This window comes from Pengzhenrongella phosphoraccumulans (assembly GCF_045689905.1).
Classification (GTDB): Bacteria; Actinomycetota; Actinomycetes; order Actinomycetales; family Cellulomonadaceae; genus Pengzhenrongella; species Pengzhenrongella phosphoraccumulans.
In genome coordinates, this window is record NZ_CP144210.1 from 3,349,369 (window position 1) to 3,365,749 (window position 16,381).

The 16,381-nt window shown below is 66.4% G+C and carries 16 protein-coding genes and 1 pseudogene; 3 read left to right on the forward strand and 14 right to left on the reverse strand.

From position 1 onward, the window contains the following. Positions 1–139 precede the first annotated feature (139 nt). Both eda and VTA80_RS15420 read left to right on the forward strand, forming a co-directional pair. Positions 140–796: a bifunctional 4-hydroxy-2-oxoglutarate aldolase/2-dehydro-3-deoxy-phosphogluconate aldolase gene (gene eda / locus VTA80_RS15415; protein WP_407341971.1), complete on the forward strand. Its 657-nt coding sequence runs from the start codon at positions 140–142 to the stop codon at positions 794–796. After that, complete coding sequence (locus VTA80_RS15420) at positions 793–1,896, forward strand: sugar kinase (protein ID WP_407341972.1); 1,104 nt, start codon at positions 793–795, stop codon at positions 1,894–1,896. Before eda ends, VTA80_RS15420 begins: the two co-directional genes overlap by 4 nt. A gap of 715 nt (positions 1,897–2,611) precedes the next feature. On the opposite strand, the gene VTA80_RS15425 is transcribed toward VTA80_RS15420, so the two are convergent. The 14 genes and pseudogenes from VTA80_RS15425 to VTA80_RS15490 form a co-directional block, all read right to left on the reverse strand. Next, complete coding sequence (locus VTA80_RS15425; protein ID WP_407341973.1) at positions 2,612–2,797, reverse strand: hypothetical protein; 186 nt, start codon at positions 2,795–2,797, stop codon at positions 2,612–2,614. A 17-nt stretch (positions 2,798–2,814) separates the two neighbouring features. Further along, positions 2,815–3,561, reverse strand: a complete 747-nt coding sequence (locus VTA80_RS15430; RefSeq protein ID WP_407341974.1) for an ABC transporter permease — start codon at positions 3,559–3,561, stop codon at positions 2,815–2,817. A gap of 3 nt (positions 3,562–3,564) precedes the next feature. Then, positions 3,565–4,518 (reverse strand): ABC transporter ATP-binding protein, encoded by a 954-nt coding sequence (locus VTA80_RS15435; protein ID WP_407341975.1) that lies wholly within the window; start codon positions 4,516–4,518, stop codon positions 3,565–3,567. Between the two features lie 80 nt (positions 4,519–4,598). Continuing rightward, positions 4,599–5,420: pseudogene (locus VTA80_RS15440) on the reverse strand (lantibiotic dehydratase C-terminal domain-containing protein); the annotation flags it as partial. Next, the gene (locus tag VTA80_RS15445) at positions 5,417–7,831 is read right to left on the reverse strand and encodes a hypothetical protein (protein ID WP_407341976.1); all 2,415 of its coding nucleotides are present in this window, start codon (positions 7,829–7,831) and stop codon (positions 5,417–5,419) included. The pseudogene VTA80_RS15440 and the gene VTA80_RS15445, both read right to left, overlap by 4 nt. Continuing rightward, positions 7,828–8,883 carry a PqqD family peptide modification chaperone gene (locus VTA80_RS15450; RefSeq protein ID WP_407341977.1) on the reverse strand — a complete coding sequence of 352 codons (1,056 nt, stop codon included), beginning with the start codon at positions 8,881–8,883 and terminating at the stop codon, positions 7,828–7,830. The genes VTA80_RS15445 and VTA80_RS15450 overlap by 4 nt, the downstream gene beginning before the upstream one ends. 138 nt (positions 8,884–9,021) lie before the next feature. Further along, a complete protein-coding gene (locus tag VTA80_RS15455) occupies positions 9,022–9,192 on the reverse strand; it encodes a thiocillin family RiPP (protein WP_407341978.1) in 171 nt (56 codons plus the stop codon). Positions 9,193–9,205: 13 nt separating this feature from the next. Further along, positions 9,206–9,373: a thiocillin family RiPP gene (locus VTA80_RS15460; RefSeq protein WP_407341979.1), complete on the reverse strand. Its 168-nt coding sequence runs from the start codon at positions 9,371–9,373 to the stop codon at positions 9,206–9,208. A 100-nt stretch (positions 9,374–9,473) separates the two neighbouring features. Next, positions 9,474–9,641 (reverse strand): thiocillin family RiPP, encoded by a 168-nt coding sequence (locus VTA80_RS15465; protein ID WP_407341980.1) that lies wholly within the window; start codon positions 9,639–9,641, stop codon positions 9,474–9,476. Between the two features lie 44 nt (positions 9,642–9,685). Then, positions 9,686–9,847: a thiocillin family RiPP gene (locus VTA80_RS15470; protein ID WP_407341981.1), complete on the reverse strand. Its 162-nt coding sequence runs from the start codon at positions 9,845–9,847 to the stop codon at positions 9,686–9,688. 5 nt (positions 9,848–9,852) lie between these two features. Continuing rightward, positions 9,853–10,539 carry a hypothetical protein gene (locus VTA80_RS15475; protein WP_407341982.1) on the reverse strand — a complete coding sequence of 229 codons (687 nt, stop codon included), beginning with the start codon at positions 10,537–10,539 and terminating at the stop codon, positions 9,853–9,855. After that, entirely contained in the window at positions 10,536–11,756 is a 1,221-nt protein-coding gene (locus VTA80_RS15480) for a TOMM precursor leader peptide-binding protein (RefSeq protein ID WP_407341983.1), read from the reverse strand. Before VTA80_RS15480 ends, VTA80_RS15475 begins: the two co-directional genes overlap by 4 nt. Positions 11,757–12,183: 427 nt before the next feature. Continuing rightward, positions 12,184–12,855 carry a hypothetical protein gene (locus tag VTA80_RS15485; protein WP_407341984.1) on the reverse strand — a complete coding sequence of 224 codons (672 nt, stop codon included), beginning with the start codon at positions 12,853–12,855 and terminating at the stop codon, positions 12,184–12,186. Positions 12,856–12,862: 7 nt separating this feature from the next. Next, on the reverse strand, positions 12,863–14,161 hold the full coding sequence (locus VTA80_RS15490; RefSeq protein ID WP_407341985.1) for a YcaO-like family protein: 1,299 nt from the start codon (positions 14,159–14,161) through the stop codon (positions 12,863–12,865). 987 nt (positions 14,162–15,148) lie between these two features. Here VTA80_RS15490 and VTA80_RS15495 point away from each other — a divergent pair. After that, positions 15,149–16,282, forward strand: a complete 1,134-nt coding sequence (locus VTA80_RS15495) for a hypothetical protein (protein WP_407341986.1) — start codon at positions 15,149–15,151, stop codon at positions 16,280–16,282. Positions 16,283–16,381: the final 99 nt, after the last annotated feature.

Consider the following 16,381-nt stretch of genomic DNA (forward strand, 5'->3'; position numbering starts at 1 on the left):
CGGCGGCTGGATGGCTCGCTGACTTCACTCCGCACTCCCACCCGAACGGCCGACCGCCGACTCCTGGCCACCGCACTGTCCGCTCGCTGATCTTCCGACCGGCGACCCACCCGTGTTCCCCCACCGCATTGGATCTCTAATGGACGTCCTGTCAGCCCTGAGCGCTTCCCTCCTCGTGCCCGTCGTCGTGCTCGACGACGCCGCCGACGCCGACCCGCTGGCCGCGGCGCTGGTCGCCGGTGGCCTGCCGGTCGCCGAGGTCACCTTCCGCACCGCCGCCGCGCTGGACTCGATCCGCGCGATGGCTGCGCGCGGCGACATCCTTGTCGGTGCGGGCACTGTCCTGACGGTCGCGCAGGTCGACCAGGCGGTGGCCGCGGGCGCCAGCTACGTGGTCTCGCCCGGGCTGTCCCGCGCAGTGGTCGAGCGGTGCGCCGAGCTCGGCGTGCTCGCCCTGCCCGGGGCGACCAGCGCGACCGAGGTCACCGCCGCGCTCGAGCTCGGCCTGACGACGGTGAAGTTCTTCCCCGCCGGTACCTCGGGCGGCGCGCCGGCGATCAAGGCCCTCTCGGCCCCGTTCGGCGGGGTGCAGTTCGTCCCGACCGGCGGCGTGGGCCCGAAGAACCTGGCCGAATACCTCGCCATCGACGCGGTGGTCGCCGTCGGCGGCTCGTGGATGTGCCCGCGCGACCTGGTGGCGGCCGGCGACTTCGCCGCCATCACCGCCCTGACGGCCGAGGCCGTGGCCCTGGCCGCGTCCCTGACGGGTGCCGCCTCGACGGGGGCCCAGCGATGACCGGCCTGACGATCCGCCCGGCGTCCGAGTGCCGTTTCGACGCGGTGTCCCTCGGGGAGGTGATGCTGCGGCTGGACCCCGGCGAGGGCCGGATCCGAACCGCGCGCTCCTTTAAGGTCTGGGAGGGCGGCGGGGAGTACAACGTGGCCCGCGGCCTGCGGCGGGCGTTCGGGCTGCGCACCGCGGTGGTCACCGCTCTGGCCGACAACGAGATCGGCCGGCTGGTCGAGGACCTCGTGCTGGCCGGCGGGGTCGACCCGTCGTTCATCTCCTGGGTCCCGTACGACGGGATCGGGCGCGCGGTGCGCAACGGGCTGAACTTCACCGAGCGCGGCTTCGGGGTGCGCGGCGCGGTCGGGGTCTCCGACCGCGGCCACACCGCCGTGTCGCAACTCAAGCCGGGTGACGTCGACTGGGACCACCTGTTCGGTGAGCTCGGCGTGCGGTGGCTGCACACCGGGGGCATCTTCGCGGCTTTGTCGGAGTCGGCCGCGGACACCGTGCTCGAGGCGGTCAAGGCCGCGAAGAAGTACGGCACCGTGGTCTCGTACGACCTGAACTACCGCCCGTCCCTGTGGAAGGCGATCGGCGGCCAGGCCAAGGCGCAGGAGGTCAACCGGGCGATCGCGCCGTTCATCGACGTGATGATCGGCAACGAGGAGGACTTCACCGCGTCGCTGGGGTTCGAGGTCGAGGGCACCGACGAGAACCTGGCTGAGCTGCAGGTCGACAAGTTCGCCGCCATGATCGCCACCGCCGCCGCGGCGTACCCGAACTTCCAGGTGATCGCCACCACGATGCGTACCGTGCGGTCGGCGTCGGTCAACGACTGGGGTGCGATCGCCTGGTCGCCGGCGACCGGCGTCGTGCAGGCCACCCACCGCGAACGCCTGGAGATCATGGACCGCGTGGGCGGGGGCGACTCGTTCGCGTCCGGCCTGATCTACGGCCTGCTCTCCGATGAGCCGCTGGCCACCGCTGTCGAGTACGGCGCCTCGCACGGCGCCCTGGCGATGACCACCCCGGGCGACACCACGATGGCCACCAAGGCTGAGGTGCTCAAACTCGCCGGCGGCGGCGGCGCCCGCGTCGACCGCTGACGCGGACAGCAGGCTGCAACTCGGAGGCGGTCCTGAGACGCGCTGTTACCCCATCCGTGGATCGGCCCCGGAGGTGCCTGCAGTCACGTGATTGCGCGGCAAGGAGGGCAACTCTTGGGGCCCCTCCCGCGTCGTGGTGCGCCGGGCTGGGGCCGGCGACGGCTGCGCTGAAGGTTAGGTAGATCTGGCAGGCGAGTCCGCTTACCCCCTCCCATTCGTACTTTGGCGGGCGAGGGCTACCCCACTTGCTTTGAGCGGGGGAGTGCAGGCTTCCCCTGTTGGTACGGCGGCAAGCCTGCCCTCGAGCGGAGCGCAGTTCCCGCCTCTGCGCATCTTGTCCCGCGCGACGACGCTGATGGAGCCCTTGGCGTGGCTGCGCCCCACCGGCGCGCGGTCCGTGAGCGACGGCGCGCTGAGCCAGCGCAACGGAAGCTCATGGTGGCGCGGCTGGGGGCTCCGCGCTGTCGGGGGTCGGGCTCGCGAGGTGGCGCACAGGAGGGCGGAGACCTCCAGAGGACGTAAGTCGTCAGTCCGGGCCTACTGCCAGCGACAACTACCGTGCCCCGGATTCCTGGCCCACGCCGGCACCGCCTTGTGATCAGCATTCTGAGACGTGAAGACTTCCGCGTCGCGTTGGGGGGGCTTGCCCCACCTCGACACGGAAGTCTTCATCGGTCCATGACAGCTCGCGTCGTGAACACCCGCGTTAGCACACCTACGGGGTCAGGATCTGGATGCCCTTCTCGTCGACGTAGAGCTCGACCCGTCCGGTCTCAAGGTCGACGCGCGCGAGCAGTGGTGCACGCCGCTGCGCATTGACCTTCTTGCCGTCCGAGAGCTCGACCCGGAGCGTCCCCATCGCGTAAACCGAAATACCGTCAACTGTCTTATTCTCTGTCATCGCCTGCAACCTCTCTATTAACTGTCAAGATCGTTCCAACGGAACTTCCACACCGCCAAGCAAAGCACGGATAACGCCGAACCCATAACGACGAGCACCGACATCACTGCCGGGTGCGCCGCATCGAGCGTTGGGATGGATCCGACAAGGAGATCAGCGGCGAAGGTGGTGGGCAGAAGTGTCAGGACGGCCACAACGGCTTTGGGCAGGAAAGCAAACGGCAGCACGAGGCCGCTCGCGAAGAGACTACCCAGCTGGATTGCGGTCGACGTTCCGCTAGCCGCATCCGGCGAGGAGACGACACTCCCGATAAAGTACCCGACGGCAAGGAAGAACACCAAACACAGTAGGCCGGCGAAAAACAAGGGCGCGAGCGAATCGAGGGTAATCGATCCGAACGCCCACGCGACGAGCAAGAGTCCCACGAGCTGGACGGCCAGCATGAGGACCCGTACCAGCAGATGCATGCCTATGAACCAGAATTGACGCACGGGTGTTGTGCCGAGGAGTCGAAGAACCCCTTGCTTGCGCAGGCTAGCGAGCGGTCCCGCAGTCACGGTCAGGCCGCTGCCTGTGACCGCCAGGTAGATCGCCATCGGGACGGATATCACTGACATGTTCGGCCCACCCTCCGGCGAGCCGATGGCCTTTCCCATCAATATGAACATCAGAAGCATCCCGAAGGGGAATATCATCGCAAATATGAAGAACTTCCGGTCACGGAAGAGCTCGCGAGCATTGAGTAAGAACAGCTGCTTCTTCACTTTTCATACCTCCGTGTCCGCCATGGCGGCGGCGTCGACGGGCGCACTGCGCGTCACGCGTGAGAAGACCGTCGCGAGGCTACCTTCGCTCATGTTGACGCTCGTAACGGGAAGGGCGCTCATCACGTCCGAAATTTTGAACACGTCCTTGCGGGTCATGAGCGTCACCCGCAACTGTTCTCCCGCGGGTTCAACCACGACTTGCTGGACTCCGGCGATGGACGCGAGCGCTTCGGTAAGGGAACCGGCTGGCACAGTCAGGGTGACGGTGTCGCCTGCGCCGTAGCGTGCGACGAGCCCCTTGGCCGTTCCGTCAGCGACGACGACACCATCGGAGAGGATCACGACGTCATCGGCAACCTGCTCCGCTTCCTCCATGTTGTGTGTTGACAACAGGACGGTCATACCTTCGTCGCGACGTTCTTTGATGATCTTCCAGAGGTCTTCGCGTGCATTGGGATCGAGCCCGCTCGTCGGTTCGTCGAGCACCACGAGCCGCGGCCGGGACACCAGTGCGAGGCCCACGAGCACCCGCTGTCGTTGACCGCCGGAGAGCTGCCGCACCCGCATCTTCGCGGAGGCCTCTAGGTTGAGGAGCTGCAGCATCTCCCGCGTCGTAGCTGCCTTCGCGTAAAAGGAGGTCCAGAGCTCGAACACCTCCTGCACCGTGATGTTCTCGAAGAGATCCGCGTGCTGCGGCTGCACCCCCACACCGGCCTGCACCACTTGTCGCGACACGAAGGGATCCACCCCGAGAGTGGTGACCGATCCTGCGGTGGGTCGCTTCAGCCCGGCAATCATGTCGATGCAGGTCGACTTCCCTGCCCCATTCGGGCCGAGCAGTGCCAGGACCCGTCCCTCCTGGCACTGGAAGCTCACCCCGTCGACCGCAGCCTCTCGTGACGTTTCTCCGCCATACTTCTTGAAGACGTCCTTCAGTTCTACGAGCAGTGTCACGCGACTACCTCCACTTTCTTGCGTACCGGAAACGCGTGCGACGCGCCGACGCCACCGTCTACCAATGTTCCGACGATGCACTCTTCGACGGGATTAAGGCCAAGCCGGTTCATCTCCATATGAAAGTAGTCAAGGAGGACGATTGTCCGCTTTGATTCATCCAGATACTCTGAAATCTCGTCAATAGAATCAACGATCCGCGCCGCGAGCGTCTGTGCGCCCGACTTGTGCCAGGTGACCGTCGGTTCGAGTTCGGCGCTGACCCTGCGCCTGACGCTCGCCACGTCTTCTCCCGGCCCGCGTCCGAATCCCTGCAGCCGGCGACCCCAACGTTGGAAGTGCGCACGCCAGAGCGGGTCCCTCAGGTCCGCCGGCAAGGCACAGTCGAGCTCCCGGCCGAGGGCCAGCGCGAATGCGGCCCGGTCCGGGTACTTCGGCAGCTTGAGCACCTCGTGCTCGGCGTGCCAGGACGAGGTCCAAGTGAAGAGCCCCTCTGCGATCTCGATCCCGCGCACCCCCCCGTACTTCGCATACTCCGGGGAGTACACGCGACTGACGAGCGCGGGACGGGACACGATGTCCGGGATCATCCGGTCCGGGACGAAACTGGGATCGAGGCTGTCGCCTGCTCCCATTCGGGCGAGTTCCACGAGATCGGCCGCCCGCTCGCACAGGTCGTCGACCCTCTCCGGCTGCGCGCGTACGCGAAGTCGCAGGTGATGCCCGCGCATGTCGAAGTAGCGCATGAAGAACCAGCGTGGCGCACCGATCTCCTGGGTCACTGCGCCGAGCCAGGGAACCACGCGAGCCGCGACGGCGTCGACCGCGTCCCGCCGCTCGACGTACAGGTTCGCAGACCACCACTCGGGCCCAAGGTCCAGCCGGCCGTCGTCGTGACTCATCGGGACCACCTCAGCAGCGCGACTTCCTCGCTCACGAACTTCCTCCCCTGATCGTCCCGAACCTGGTATTGCGACCGGGTGGGAAGCGCCTCGACCAGTCGCAGATGCGTGGCGTCGGGGGAGATCCAACTTCCGAGCATCCTGATCGCGTCGACGGACGAGAGGTTGACCCACAGCGGCTTTCGGGTGTCCCCGCCTCTGGACGCACCGGTCGTCGCCTGGAATGCGTAGACCTCCTCCGGGATCGCGTGGGCCGCACGGATCGCGTCAAAAGCAAGCAGCAGACCCACCTCGTCGGTGCCGTCCGTCGGCGGTACGGACGCGCGCCTCAACGTCCACGACGCCCGTCGAGTCACGACCTGTCCGGAGACCTGGCGCGGTTCGTGCACCACCTGTTGACCATCCGCGAACCGCGGCGGACTGGCGAACGGGCTCTGCTTGTCGCACGGTGCAAACAAGTTGACCCAAGGGTCCGAGAGGATTGTCAGCCAGCGCGCCAACGAGGGGAGCTGGAACGAAGGGAGGAGTCCGAGGTAGGCGATCCCGACCGGTTCTCCGTCAGTTCCGAGCAGAGCGACGGTGTCGAGTACCGGGTCGTGCACGAGCTTGCAGTCCTGAAGGCTCAGCCCGTCGGGCTCGATGGGTTCCCCCGGCAACTGCAGGGCAGGAAGCAGCCCGGAGCACGCTGACTGGACCGTGTTGACGTCCGTCCAGACACGAAGCTCGTAGCAGGTCGACGCGCTCCAGAGCCCGGCGATGTGCTCGCGGATGGCGTCCGCCAGCTCACTACCGAGTAGCCCGTGGAACCGCGCGAAGAGCGAGCCGGTACCAGTGCCGAGCTGGTTGACGACGAGCGTCGAGTCGTGCGGGTCGCGCGCCGCCCACGACTGGAGGTAGACGCCCACATGCGGAGCCGCGCTCGTCGGGCTGACCGGCAGCCACGCGCGCTCGCCGGGATCGTCGCGCATCCTCAGGTCGAGCATCTGCGCCGCCAAGAGTCCCGAGTCCCCGTCCTCGTCGACGCACATACGCATGAAGAAGGTCAACGGGTCGTCGCAGGTACCGCCTACCCCGACCTCAGCGACGAGCCGCTCGACGAGCAGGTCGTAGGCATGCGAGCGGAAGAGGTGCGGCCGGATCGTGCTCGCCAGGCTCCCCAGGACCTCCTCGGTGAGGCACGATTCCTCGGGTGACAGGTGGGCCGGCGTCTCCCGATCCTCGTAGATCGATCCGGCGGGCGATGGCCGCGCCATGTCGGCAAAATGCCCATCCAGGAGCTTGGCGACGCCGTCGATCAGCGCGAGCCGCTCGCGCACACCTTCCTCGGCGATAGCCTCGCCGGAACGGCTGACCTGCCGGAGCCTGCCCGCGATGTCGGCGGGCAGGTGTGGCAACTCGCTCATCGCGACGAAGGGGTCCTCGCCCGGCGCCCAGGGCCGCACCGGGCGCAGCACGCCGGCCTCGAGCAGTCGAGTGAACCGTGTCCGAGGTCGTGTGCCGCCAAGTGCGCGAGTCACCTCGTCATAGCCCAGCTCGTCAATCCCGAGCGCGTCGAGCCACCGGAGAACCGAGCTCGACCGGACGACCTGGTCGTCCCGGTAGACGAGTCCGTTGCGAAAGGCCGGCAGGGAAACCATCATCAGGCTCGCATCTGCCGCCGGGCCGCTCAGCACGGACTCCGCCGCCCGATACCTCAGCGAGGACGCGGTCTCGCTCGACGCCGCCAGCCCGTACAGCACGCCGACCGCGTCCTGGCACGAGACGCGGCTCGTAGCACGCCCTGCTCCCCGCGAGCCAGCCACACGGACCGTGGTCAGACCCGAGAGCGGACTGGTCTTGGCGGCGCTGCGCATCGCGTACAGGAGCTCGGTCCGGCGCGACTTCGCCCCACCGTGCTTCGCGCTCGTCGCCGCCCATCGGCTCCAATCGGCCGCGACGAGGGCGAGGGACTCCGCGTAGCCGGCCGCCTCGAACGCATACGCCAACTGCTCAACCACGAGCCGGTGGTCATTCTCGACGAGCGGGCCGAGCTCAGCCGCAGCCCTTGCCGCCTGATTGCTGAGTACATCCCACCGGTCGAGATCCGCCCGTTGGCCCGGCTCCAATTCCTGGTCGAGCGCGTCCCGGACCCCCGGTTCCCACTGCAGGCCGGATCGCTGGTGCACGAGCCGCCGGATCCTCAGGACCTGACGTCGTAGGCGCTTGTCTTCGAACCGCGGGATCACGGCATAGAGCGCGTCGCCGAGGCGCAGGGCGAGGTCGTCCAGACCCAGAACGGCTTTCCTGTGCTCGAGGAGGACTGACCTCAGGCGATCGCTCACGATGTCCAGGACGTCGGCAGGCAGACCACCGACGCGTTGGAGAGTGAGCGGCGCCACAACGACGCCCGTCCCGAGTACGTCAAGGCTCATCGAGCGGCCTCAGTAACAGCCGCCTGGAACACCTGGAGCGTGTGCAGCAGGATGATGCCCACAAGCAAGGCCACATAGATCGCGCAGATCGCCCCGAAGACCCGGTACATCGCCTTCTGGCGCGCACTCATCGCTCGCAGGTGCGGGGGAAGCTCACGTCGTAGGAGGGCGTGCTTCAAGAAGGCGGCGGATCGGCCGCGCGCATCGACGACGCCGATCGCGATCTCGACTGCGGAGTACCCGTCCGAGGGGATCAGCGGATTGAGGTTCGTGGCCAGCATGATCAGTTGGAACAGCAGGACAACCCGCGCGACCTGCCCGAGGTCACCGGTCGCGTGGCCGGCGACGAGCGCGACCAAACCGGTGAAGATGCCGTCATGGACCATCCCCGCCACCGCGATGGCGATGCGTGACCTGCGCGACTCGAGCCTGTACGCGTCGGTCCGGTCGACGTACGCGACGGGCATGACGTAGAAGAGCATCGCGACCCCGAGCCCCCGGACCGGCACCTTCAACACCTGGGCTGCGAATGCATGCGACGTCTCATGGAAAGCAACCGCGACGATCTGGACGGCCGTCGCAAGGAGCGTCAAGCGGACGGCGGCGAGCGACATGGGGGCGATCCCGGCACCGTGCCTCAATTGCTCGACCAGGCCGAACCCGAAGCCGACCATCGCGACCATTGAGAGCAGGGCACCGAGGACGGCCGGGTTCCACCCGCGGACGACGGCGGCGAAGGGCTCGAGCAGGGCACTCATGTTGCGCACGAGGATGATGCGCGGCATGAGGCGGGCGAAGGAGTAGCGCCGAATCGGGCGGGTGACCTGCGGTTGGGACCCCTCGAGCAGGCCCCGCTCTGCGAGAGTTCCGACAAACTCCTCGACGCGCTCTCGAAGGTCGGCCGACGCCGGTGCCCCGGCCGGTCCGATCGCCGCGACGACTTCGTCGATCGTCCGGCTTCCATCAAGCACCTTGACAACTGCCAGACTCGCAGGAGAGAGCCGATGGTAGGAACCTGTCCCTGGATCAAAGATCAGGTCGAGGCCGTCCATCCCCTTGAGGATCTCGAGTCCCGCCCTTAGTTGCGGACGGGCTAAGAGCTCAGGGCCTACGATGCTTTCTCCCACTTCGACTCTCTCCTGTGAGCTGGTACTACGTCCGCTGTGCACCAGCGGCGGCTCGGGTGTAACTCAGCCGAAGGTCGACGCCGAGGTCGCGCTGGATGCGCTGGTCAGCGGGCACGACGCCGTCGAGGCCGTCGAGGATGAGAACCAGCACCCGAGGGCGCTGGACTCGGGAAGGGACTCGATGTCCAGACCCTGATCCTCCAGACAAACGAAATCGATGCCCGATGGCGTCATGACCTACCCCCGCTCATGCGCTCGCCGTCGATGCGGTCGAGAGCGTCGAAGCAGAAGTCAACGGGCACGAGGCCGTGCTTGCGCTTGTTCCGGACGAGAAGCAGCCGAGCGCATTCGCGTCCGGTAGCAGCTCCATGTCGAACGCACCTTCCGTTCCGACAAGGTCAATTTCACGTGGCACGCTATTCTCCTTTCCATTTGAATGATCACTTCATGGGTCCCGACCCGCCGCACTGCGACGAGTTCGCGTCCGACGAGTGGAGGTCCTTACCGTTCCACAATTACCCGGAGCACCCAGCGCACATCACGCTGGTTGCTGACGAGACCGGGCAGCTCGCGGTTGATGCCGTCGACGTAGTCGAAAATGTGCCGAGTGCGGCTGATTCAGGCATTGTCTCCAACTCAAAATCGATGCCCGAATCGACCGCGGTGAGGTCGATGTTCTGCATATTCACCCCCTGTTGCGAATCGCAAGGCTGATGTGCAGCACCAGTCAGGTGTAGCTCGAGAAGCTCGTGAACGACGACGCCGTCGTGAGTGGGCACGACGTCGTGCTGGCGGATCCTGCCGTTGAGACCGACGCAAGTGCGCTGGACTCCGCCAGCGACTCGAGTTCGAGTTCGTCGACGGCGAGCGTGAGATCAAGGTTCGACAATTTCTTCACCTCCTCTCTGTTCCGATAGCGAGGGCAAAGAGTTGGTGACGGCTGCTGCCATCACTTCCCAGCCGACCTCGGACCGAGGCCGGGATCAGGCCGGCGTAGACGGTGCAGATCCATCCTCGGGACACCGCAGAAAGGCACATCTCGTACGCGGCCGAGGCCGCGCGCACGATGAGCATCGGGTAGCCGGATCCGCCCTGCGCCATCTCCGCCTGGTCGAGGTCGCCCGCGATCGTGATGATCGCCGAGGCCCTGCCGAACTCGCGCTGTACGCCGAGGTCCTCCATCTCCTGCGGAGTGAGCGTCATCTGCAAACTCCGCGCGCCGCCCGCCCTGACGGAGTAGACCGCAGATGCGTCGCTGCCTTCGCGCTTCAGAAAGACGAACGCTTCAAGGGGGACCTGGGTCGCGAGCGCTCCCCGAAGGGAGCAGTCGAAGAGCAAGCCCTGGATGACGTCGTCCAAGACGTCGTCCCTCGGCAGCGCGTGCGGCGCGAAATTGAGCTTCGAGCGCCGCGCAACGAATGTTCCCAGGACGTCCGTTCGCTCCACGTCGGTCGCGCACACCACGTCGACGGCGCTCCCGACTTCGGGAAGCGAAGGGATCTCGACCGGCCCACCGTGCTCGGTGTGCGGGATCCTGAACTGCGCGACGAGATCGGTCACCGTGTCCAGCGTGCTCTTCATCGTGCCCTCACCAGGTCGGTAACGGAGGTGACCAGTTCGGAGTCGGGTCCGATCGTGAGCGCGCCCATGATCTTGTCGGTGTCCCACGCGTTCCTCGTTCGGATCCCGATCCCGAGGGCGTTACCCGCAATGGCCAGCGAGGCGAGGGAACATCCGCCGTCTTGAAGCGTGACGCGGAGGCCGAACGGCCCGTACTTCTGCGCCACCTTGCCGACGTCCCCTGTCATGACGACGGTGACTGGGCTGTCCCCGCCGAGGCCGTCGACCGAGCCGACGAGTTGCGCGAGCTCGTGTTTCTCTTCGAGGTACGCATACAGCCCCGGCTTGATCCCTTCGCAGTCCCGCACGATGAGATATGCGTGGGCGGACCCGATGTTCCCGCCCGCCGCAGTCCAACGGAGAACCCGTTGTTCGGTGATGCCCTGGAGGCCGACGGAGATCTTCAGCAGGATGGAGACCTCGGCCTCGGTGACCGCAGCTGATGCCGACGGCTCCGTCGCGCGGGCCCACGGCACCGCAAGGCGATCAAGTGCCGGCGCCGTGAGGGGTAGGTGCGGGCACGTCGGCCACGTACGGAACTTCCGCTGCAGGGACAGATTCCCGGGTTTGTAGTGGTTCTGGTGGCCCTTGAGATCAGCGAACTCGCGCGGCGGAATCGCGACGGCTGCTTCGTACACGGCGCTCAGGGGTGCCGGTCGAGGCTGCTCGAGCACCCGAGCGGAGCATCGAGGGCACCCGGGGCGGGTGGCGGCCGTGTACTCGACGAGTTCGAAAGTCTCCGTGTCCGTCTGGCGGATGTGGAGCGGGAGGTGGCTGGGCAAGGACCTGGAGAGCAGCGCGTACACCTGACGGGCCGACAGCGCGGCGGCAATCTGGGTCGTCACGCCCGGGTCGGTCGGCGCGGGGCGTGGGGGGACCTCGGTCTCGGTCGCCGTCAGGCACTCGAGACACGCGGTGGATCCCCGCCGCACGTAGGGCCCGACGCGAACTCGGCCGCGCGTGAGCATGACTCGGAGAAGTTGTCCGCCGTCTTGCCAGACCGCGTCAACCAGGTCGACGGGGAGCTCGTCGTCATCCTCGAGCACGACGATCGTGAGGGAGCTGTCGGTCGACTCCCCGCCCAGGGGGCCCGACTCCTGACTGCAGAAACTCAGGAGCGCGCGCAGCTGCTCGGCGAGAGCGCTCGCACCGACGACACGCACGTGGACCTCGGCCATCCGCCGAGCCGCCACTTCCCAGCTGTCGTTCGCCGCCGTCGTGTCGCCGAGCCGTGATAGCTGCGTCGCAACGGATTCCGGCACCTCGGTTTTCGCGAGCCCTGGTGGGGGGAATCCTCGATGACTCCCGACTTCCACAACAGCGCCAACGCGTCGAAGACCTGCTCCTCCTCGATACCGAGTCGCTCCGCGATCTGCTCGTGCGAGTTCTCGCCCGATGAGAGCTCAAGGAGCGGTATCAGGTGCTCCGCGGCGAAGACACCCTTGAATGTCTGCCGGCGGGGCACGCCGCTCACGACGACCACGCCGTGCGTCAACTCAGGCACCAGTCCGCGCCGGAGCCGTGGGCGAACCGGCACCCGTAGTTGCATGTCATATCGAGCCGCCGCACCGATCTTGCGGGCGTCGTACTCGCTGGATTTGGACATCAATTCCTCCTCGAGAGCTCGACTGGCTGCCGAGCCAGGTGCAATGCCGCGCCGATCTCTTCCGGGGAACTCTGGCTATGGTGCGAGGACTTGCGCCGTGGCGAGTTGTTGACCGGGATCACCCGGGACCGCTGGACAAGGCCGGTGACCAGGTCGACCTCGACGACCGTTCCCATCACGTCGACGTCGTCGCACAGGAGTCCCGCGAGGGACTGCTCGGCGAGGGCGGCGGTCAAAGCCACGTCATGAGGTGCGTACCCGAGGTCGACGCCTCGCGGAAGCCCCCGGTCCAGAGCGAACCGAGCGTGCTGTCGGCCGCGCCGCAAGAAGCAGTCGAAACTCGCGCTGATCCCAGGGGAGACTGCCGGACCGACGAAGATCCGCGCCTCGTCCATGGCAACCGGCATCCACTTGATTCGCGTGGTCGCGCAGATCTCGTCGAGCATGTTGGCTGCGTCGTCGGCCGGTGCCGCGGTAACAAGCACGATGGCATCCACATACGGCCAACGCCATGGCATGAACGCGGCGTCGAGCGGTAACCGCAAGCCGGCAGGCCTGGACTCACTCCACCGGTCGACGACGGCGTCGGCGAAACTGCCATCAGTGATGTACAGAATCGCGGGCCCGATTGCTTGCGTCATCCTTGTCTCCCACTTGTAGTCGTCCGCCACTTCACGCTCAGGCGAAGGGTTGGGCCTCGGAATTGATGTCGTCCTCGTCGTGCACCGACATCCCCATCGCGGCCGGCGCTGCGTAGAGCCGTGGATGGCCGAGGTAGCGGGACCTGTGCGCGAAGGACAAGGGCATTGCTTCTGGGACGAGGACCTTCACGACCTTCATCCCGCACTCTCGGGCCTCATCCGTCGTGAGATCGACGACGATCGCCTCCGCACCAGCCGCGTCGAGCTTGTCGACCATCCATGCAAGCGGGCGCTTGTTGCCGACCGCCGGCATCGTCGACACGTCCCGCGGGGGTTGCCGCTGGTCGAGCAGGAAAGACATGACCCCGCGCCGGTCTAGGCGCCCTTGCCGGAGCGCCCCGCCGATGACGTCGGTGATGTTCTCTTCCGCGCGGTACTTGGCGATGTCGCCGGTGAACGAGCGCAGCGCGATCCTCAGAGAAGCGAGCTCCCGCAGAAGCTTCTTGACACCCTCGACAGGGGAGAGGCACCCGGTGGCTGCAACGATCTGAGCAAGGTCCGGGTCGTGGTCGGCCAGCTGCACCGCGTAGACCACCGGAATCCCGAAGTCCGTGGTGGCGTCGAAGAAACGCGTCCTGATGTGTGACGCTCGCTGCGGTGCGAGGTAGGCGTCGAGCTCCGCGGAGCTGGGGAAGGTGGAGATGTCGATCTCCGGCAGCCGGAGCTGCTGGAGCCAGGTCAACGAAATCGAGTCGCGCTCCACCACTTCAACGAGCCCACTCACGACAGCCGACTCCCAGCTCGAGTGGGTAGCGCAGCCGGTCGAGACCGGGTGGGTGAACCGCTCGCTCGCAGTCAGGGCAGGGAACTGCAGGTACACCTGCACGGCGGGGACGTACACGCTCCGCTCGCGAGTGACGGACCAGCCCTTGACCCATCGCAGCGGAATGCGCGGGTCCGCTGCGATGAGGTTGGAGTCCGGGTGCACGTACTCGCGCTCGCTGCACCTTGGCCAGCGACTGAGGGAGATGCACTCGTCGCCCAGTTCCTCTTCGGTCGCCCAGACGAGCGCATCCTCGGTCCAGGCGCAGCTCGAGTAGCGCTCCAACGACTCCGCGACGGCGAGGCGGAGAGCGAACGCCGGGTCGATGGACCCTCCTGCGCCGTCGAAATTCCCGGACGCGGGGTTGTGCTGCCAATGCTTCTGATTGACCAAGACCTCGCCGGGATTTCCGAGCGACGCTGTGAATATCGGGTATCGCGGATCCCCCTCGGTGGCGCCGAGCCGGAAGGATCGCGAGACCAAGCCGTACCCGGAAACAAGCTTGTCCACCACGCTGATCGGCGTGGTCTCAGATACGGCACGTTGAGCCTGGCGTGGAATTATCGGAGTTACCGGAGAGGGATTTAGCGCACCTTTGACGTGCGACTCCGCTTGCGCCATTAGGGGGCTCCCGTGTTTGTTCCCGAAGAACTATTGACAAGAAAGAATCCGAGAGCCGGCCGAGGGTCTGTTCCGAACGGTAGCACTTTAGATCGCTGTTGTCACACCAATCCCGTAGGTCCCGAGAATCCATTGCTTGGTGCACTAATTAGATACTTCGCGGCGAATGTCCGAGGTTGTCACAGATTTAGGACGCAAAGTCATGGTGATTATGACTCTAGTTGATCGTTCACCCTTCGGCCTCGTCGCTACTTCGCGGGGCCTTAAGGCCTCTGGAACAAGGTGGCGGTTCACGCGAGAATGGACCTCGGCACTGTTCTGGGCGCCGGGTATTCCGAACTTGCGTGAGGAAGCGACCGGTCTGTCCGGCTCTTCCAGGTGCGATCGCGGCCAGGACGGTCCATGCGCTGTTCACTCCGCACGGGCTGGGCACGTGGACGATTTGCCCGGCCCCCAAATCCGCGAAGGTCCGCTCGACGATCGCGTGGTTCCGCGGGGTGGCTGCGGACTCGAGCATCGCTTCGCGAGAGTCGGTGCATACCGCGTGGACTACGCCAGGCCGAGAACAGACCACCTATGTGATGGTTTTCTTGGGCCGTCTCCGAGTCCGGGCCCGACCTTCGGGACGGTTGGGTATCAGGTTCTCGGCTCGGTGAGCGCGCAGGCGAATCGCTTCGGATCAGGGACTCAACCACGGGCCTGGAGTGGCCGATGGTCATACCTGTGCCCCTTGTGCCAGACCACCTCCCTCGATCGCCCAGCGGTCGTATACCTCAGTGGGTTCTCGACGAAGCGGCCGGCAACCGGCTTGAACCGGAAGGTTGGCGGACCAGTACGCAGCCCGGCTGGCAGCCCGCTCGGCGAGGTTCGCGGCGCGGCTTGGCGGTCACCGCAACGGTATTCGTCACCGTCATTGGCGGAGCATGGTGGCTGAACAGTGGCACCTCCGCCCTACCGGACGACGTCCGCGCGGCACTTCCGCCCGCCGTCGCCATCGAGCAGCCGGCCCCACCGCCGGTCACCGTCGTACCGCCCCCCGCCCCGGTGGCTCCGACCGCTGAGGTCGTAGCGCTCGCTGACGAAGCGCACCTTTCGGTCGAAGGCAGGGAGCTCTTCTACGCCGCGAAGCCTGAGGTTCTTGGCGCCCGGGAGTTCGCCGGCCGCTGCGTTGAAGCGCGAGCAGCGCACGCGTTGCTGGCGGGAACTCTGCGTAGTGACGGCGCGGTGGGGTGCTACAACGGAGTGGGCATCGTCCTGTACGCCCCGGCCGACCCTCGGCTGCGAGGGTCCGTCGTCGAGAGCGCTGCCCACGAAACCTTGCACGCTGCATGGGATCGCCTCAGCCGGGAGACGCGTACCCGGCTCGGTGCGCTCCTGGAGGTAGAGGTCGCGGCGCTGGCAGCGGACCACCCCATGCGCGCCCAGATCGCAGGCTCGGTCGGCTCCCATCAGGAAAACCGGCCAACGGAACTGTTCGCCTACGTCGGCACACAGGTCTGGCGTGATGGGGGACTGGCCCCGCAGCTCGAGGCGACTTACTCCACCGTCTTTACCGACCGGGCAGCCGTCGTCGCGGTGTACACCGGCCAGCGCAGCCTGCTCGAACGAATGCAGGCCGACATCACGGCGACCTCGCAAGCTTCCGCCATCAGTTCGGCCACCACCGCACAAGACCGCGCCCAGTACGACACCGACAGGTCTTCGGTCGACATCTACCGCCAGAGGTTGCAGGTCGAAGTGACCAAGCTCGCGTCGATGTCTCCTGAGCAGGGGCAGCAGACCAGGCTGTCGTGGGTGTGGTGGGACGGGACGAACCTGGCCATGGCCCCAGCAGAAGAGACGTTGGCCAGCGCGACGGCGCTGCTGGCCCGAGATGACGTGGACCTGCGAGCCCGGGACGCTTCGATCACGGCAGCCGAAGCCGCAGACACGGACGAGCGGGCCCGCGTCGACGGGCTCGTCGCCGAGTTGCGGGCGATACAGGCACAACGGGATCCAACGACGGCCCTTTAGCAGACGGCCAAACTGGCGGACTTGGGATCTCGACGTCCACTGACAGGGCGTCACGTCTCGCGCGTCTGCGCGCGCCGATGGGACCGTGGTTTACCCCCT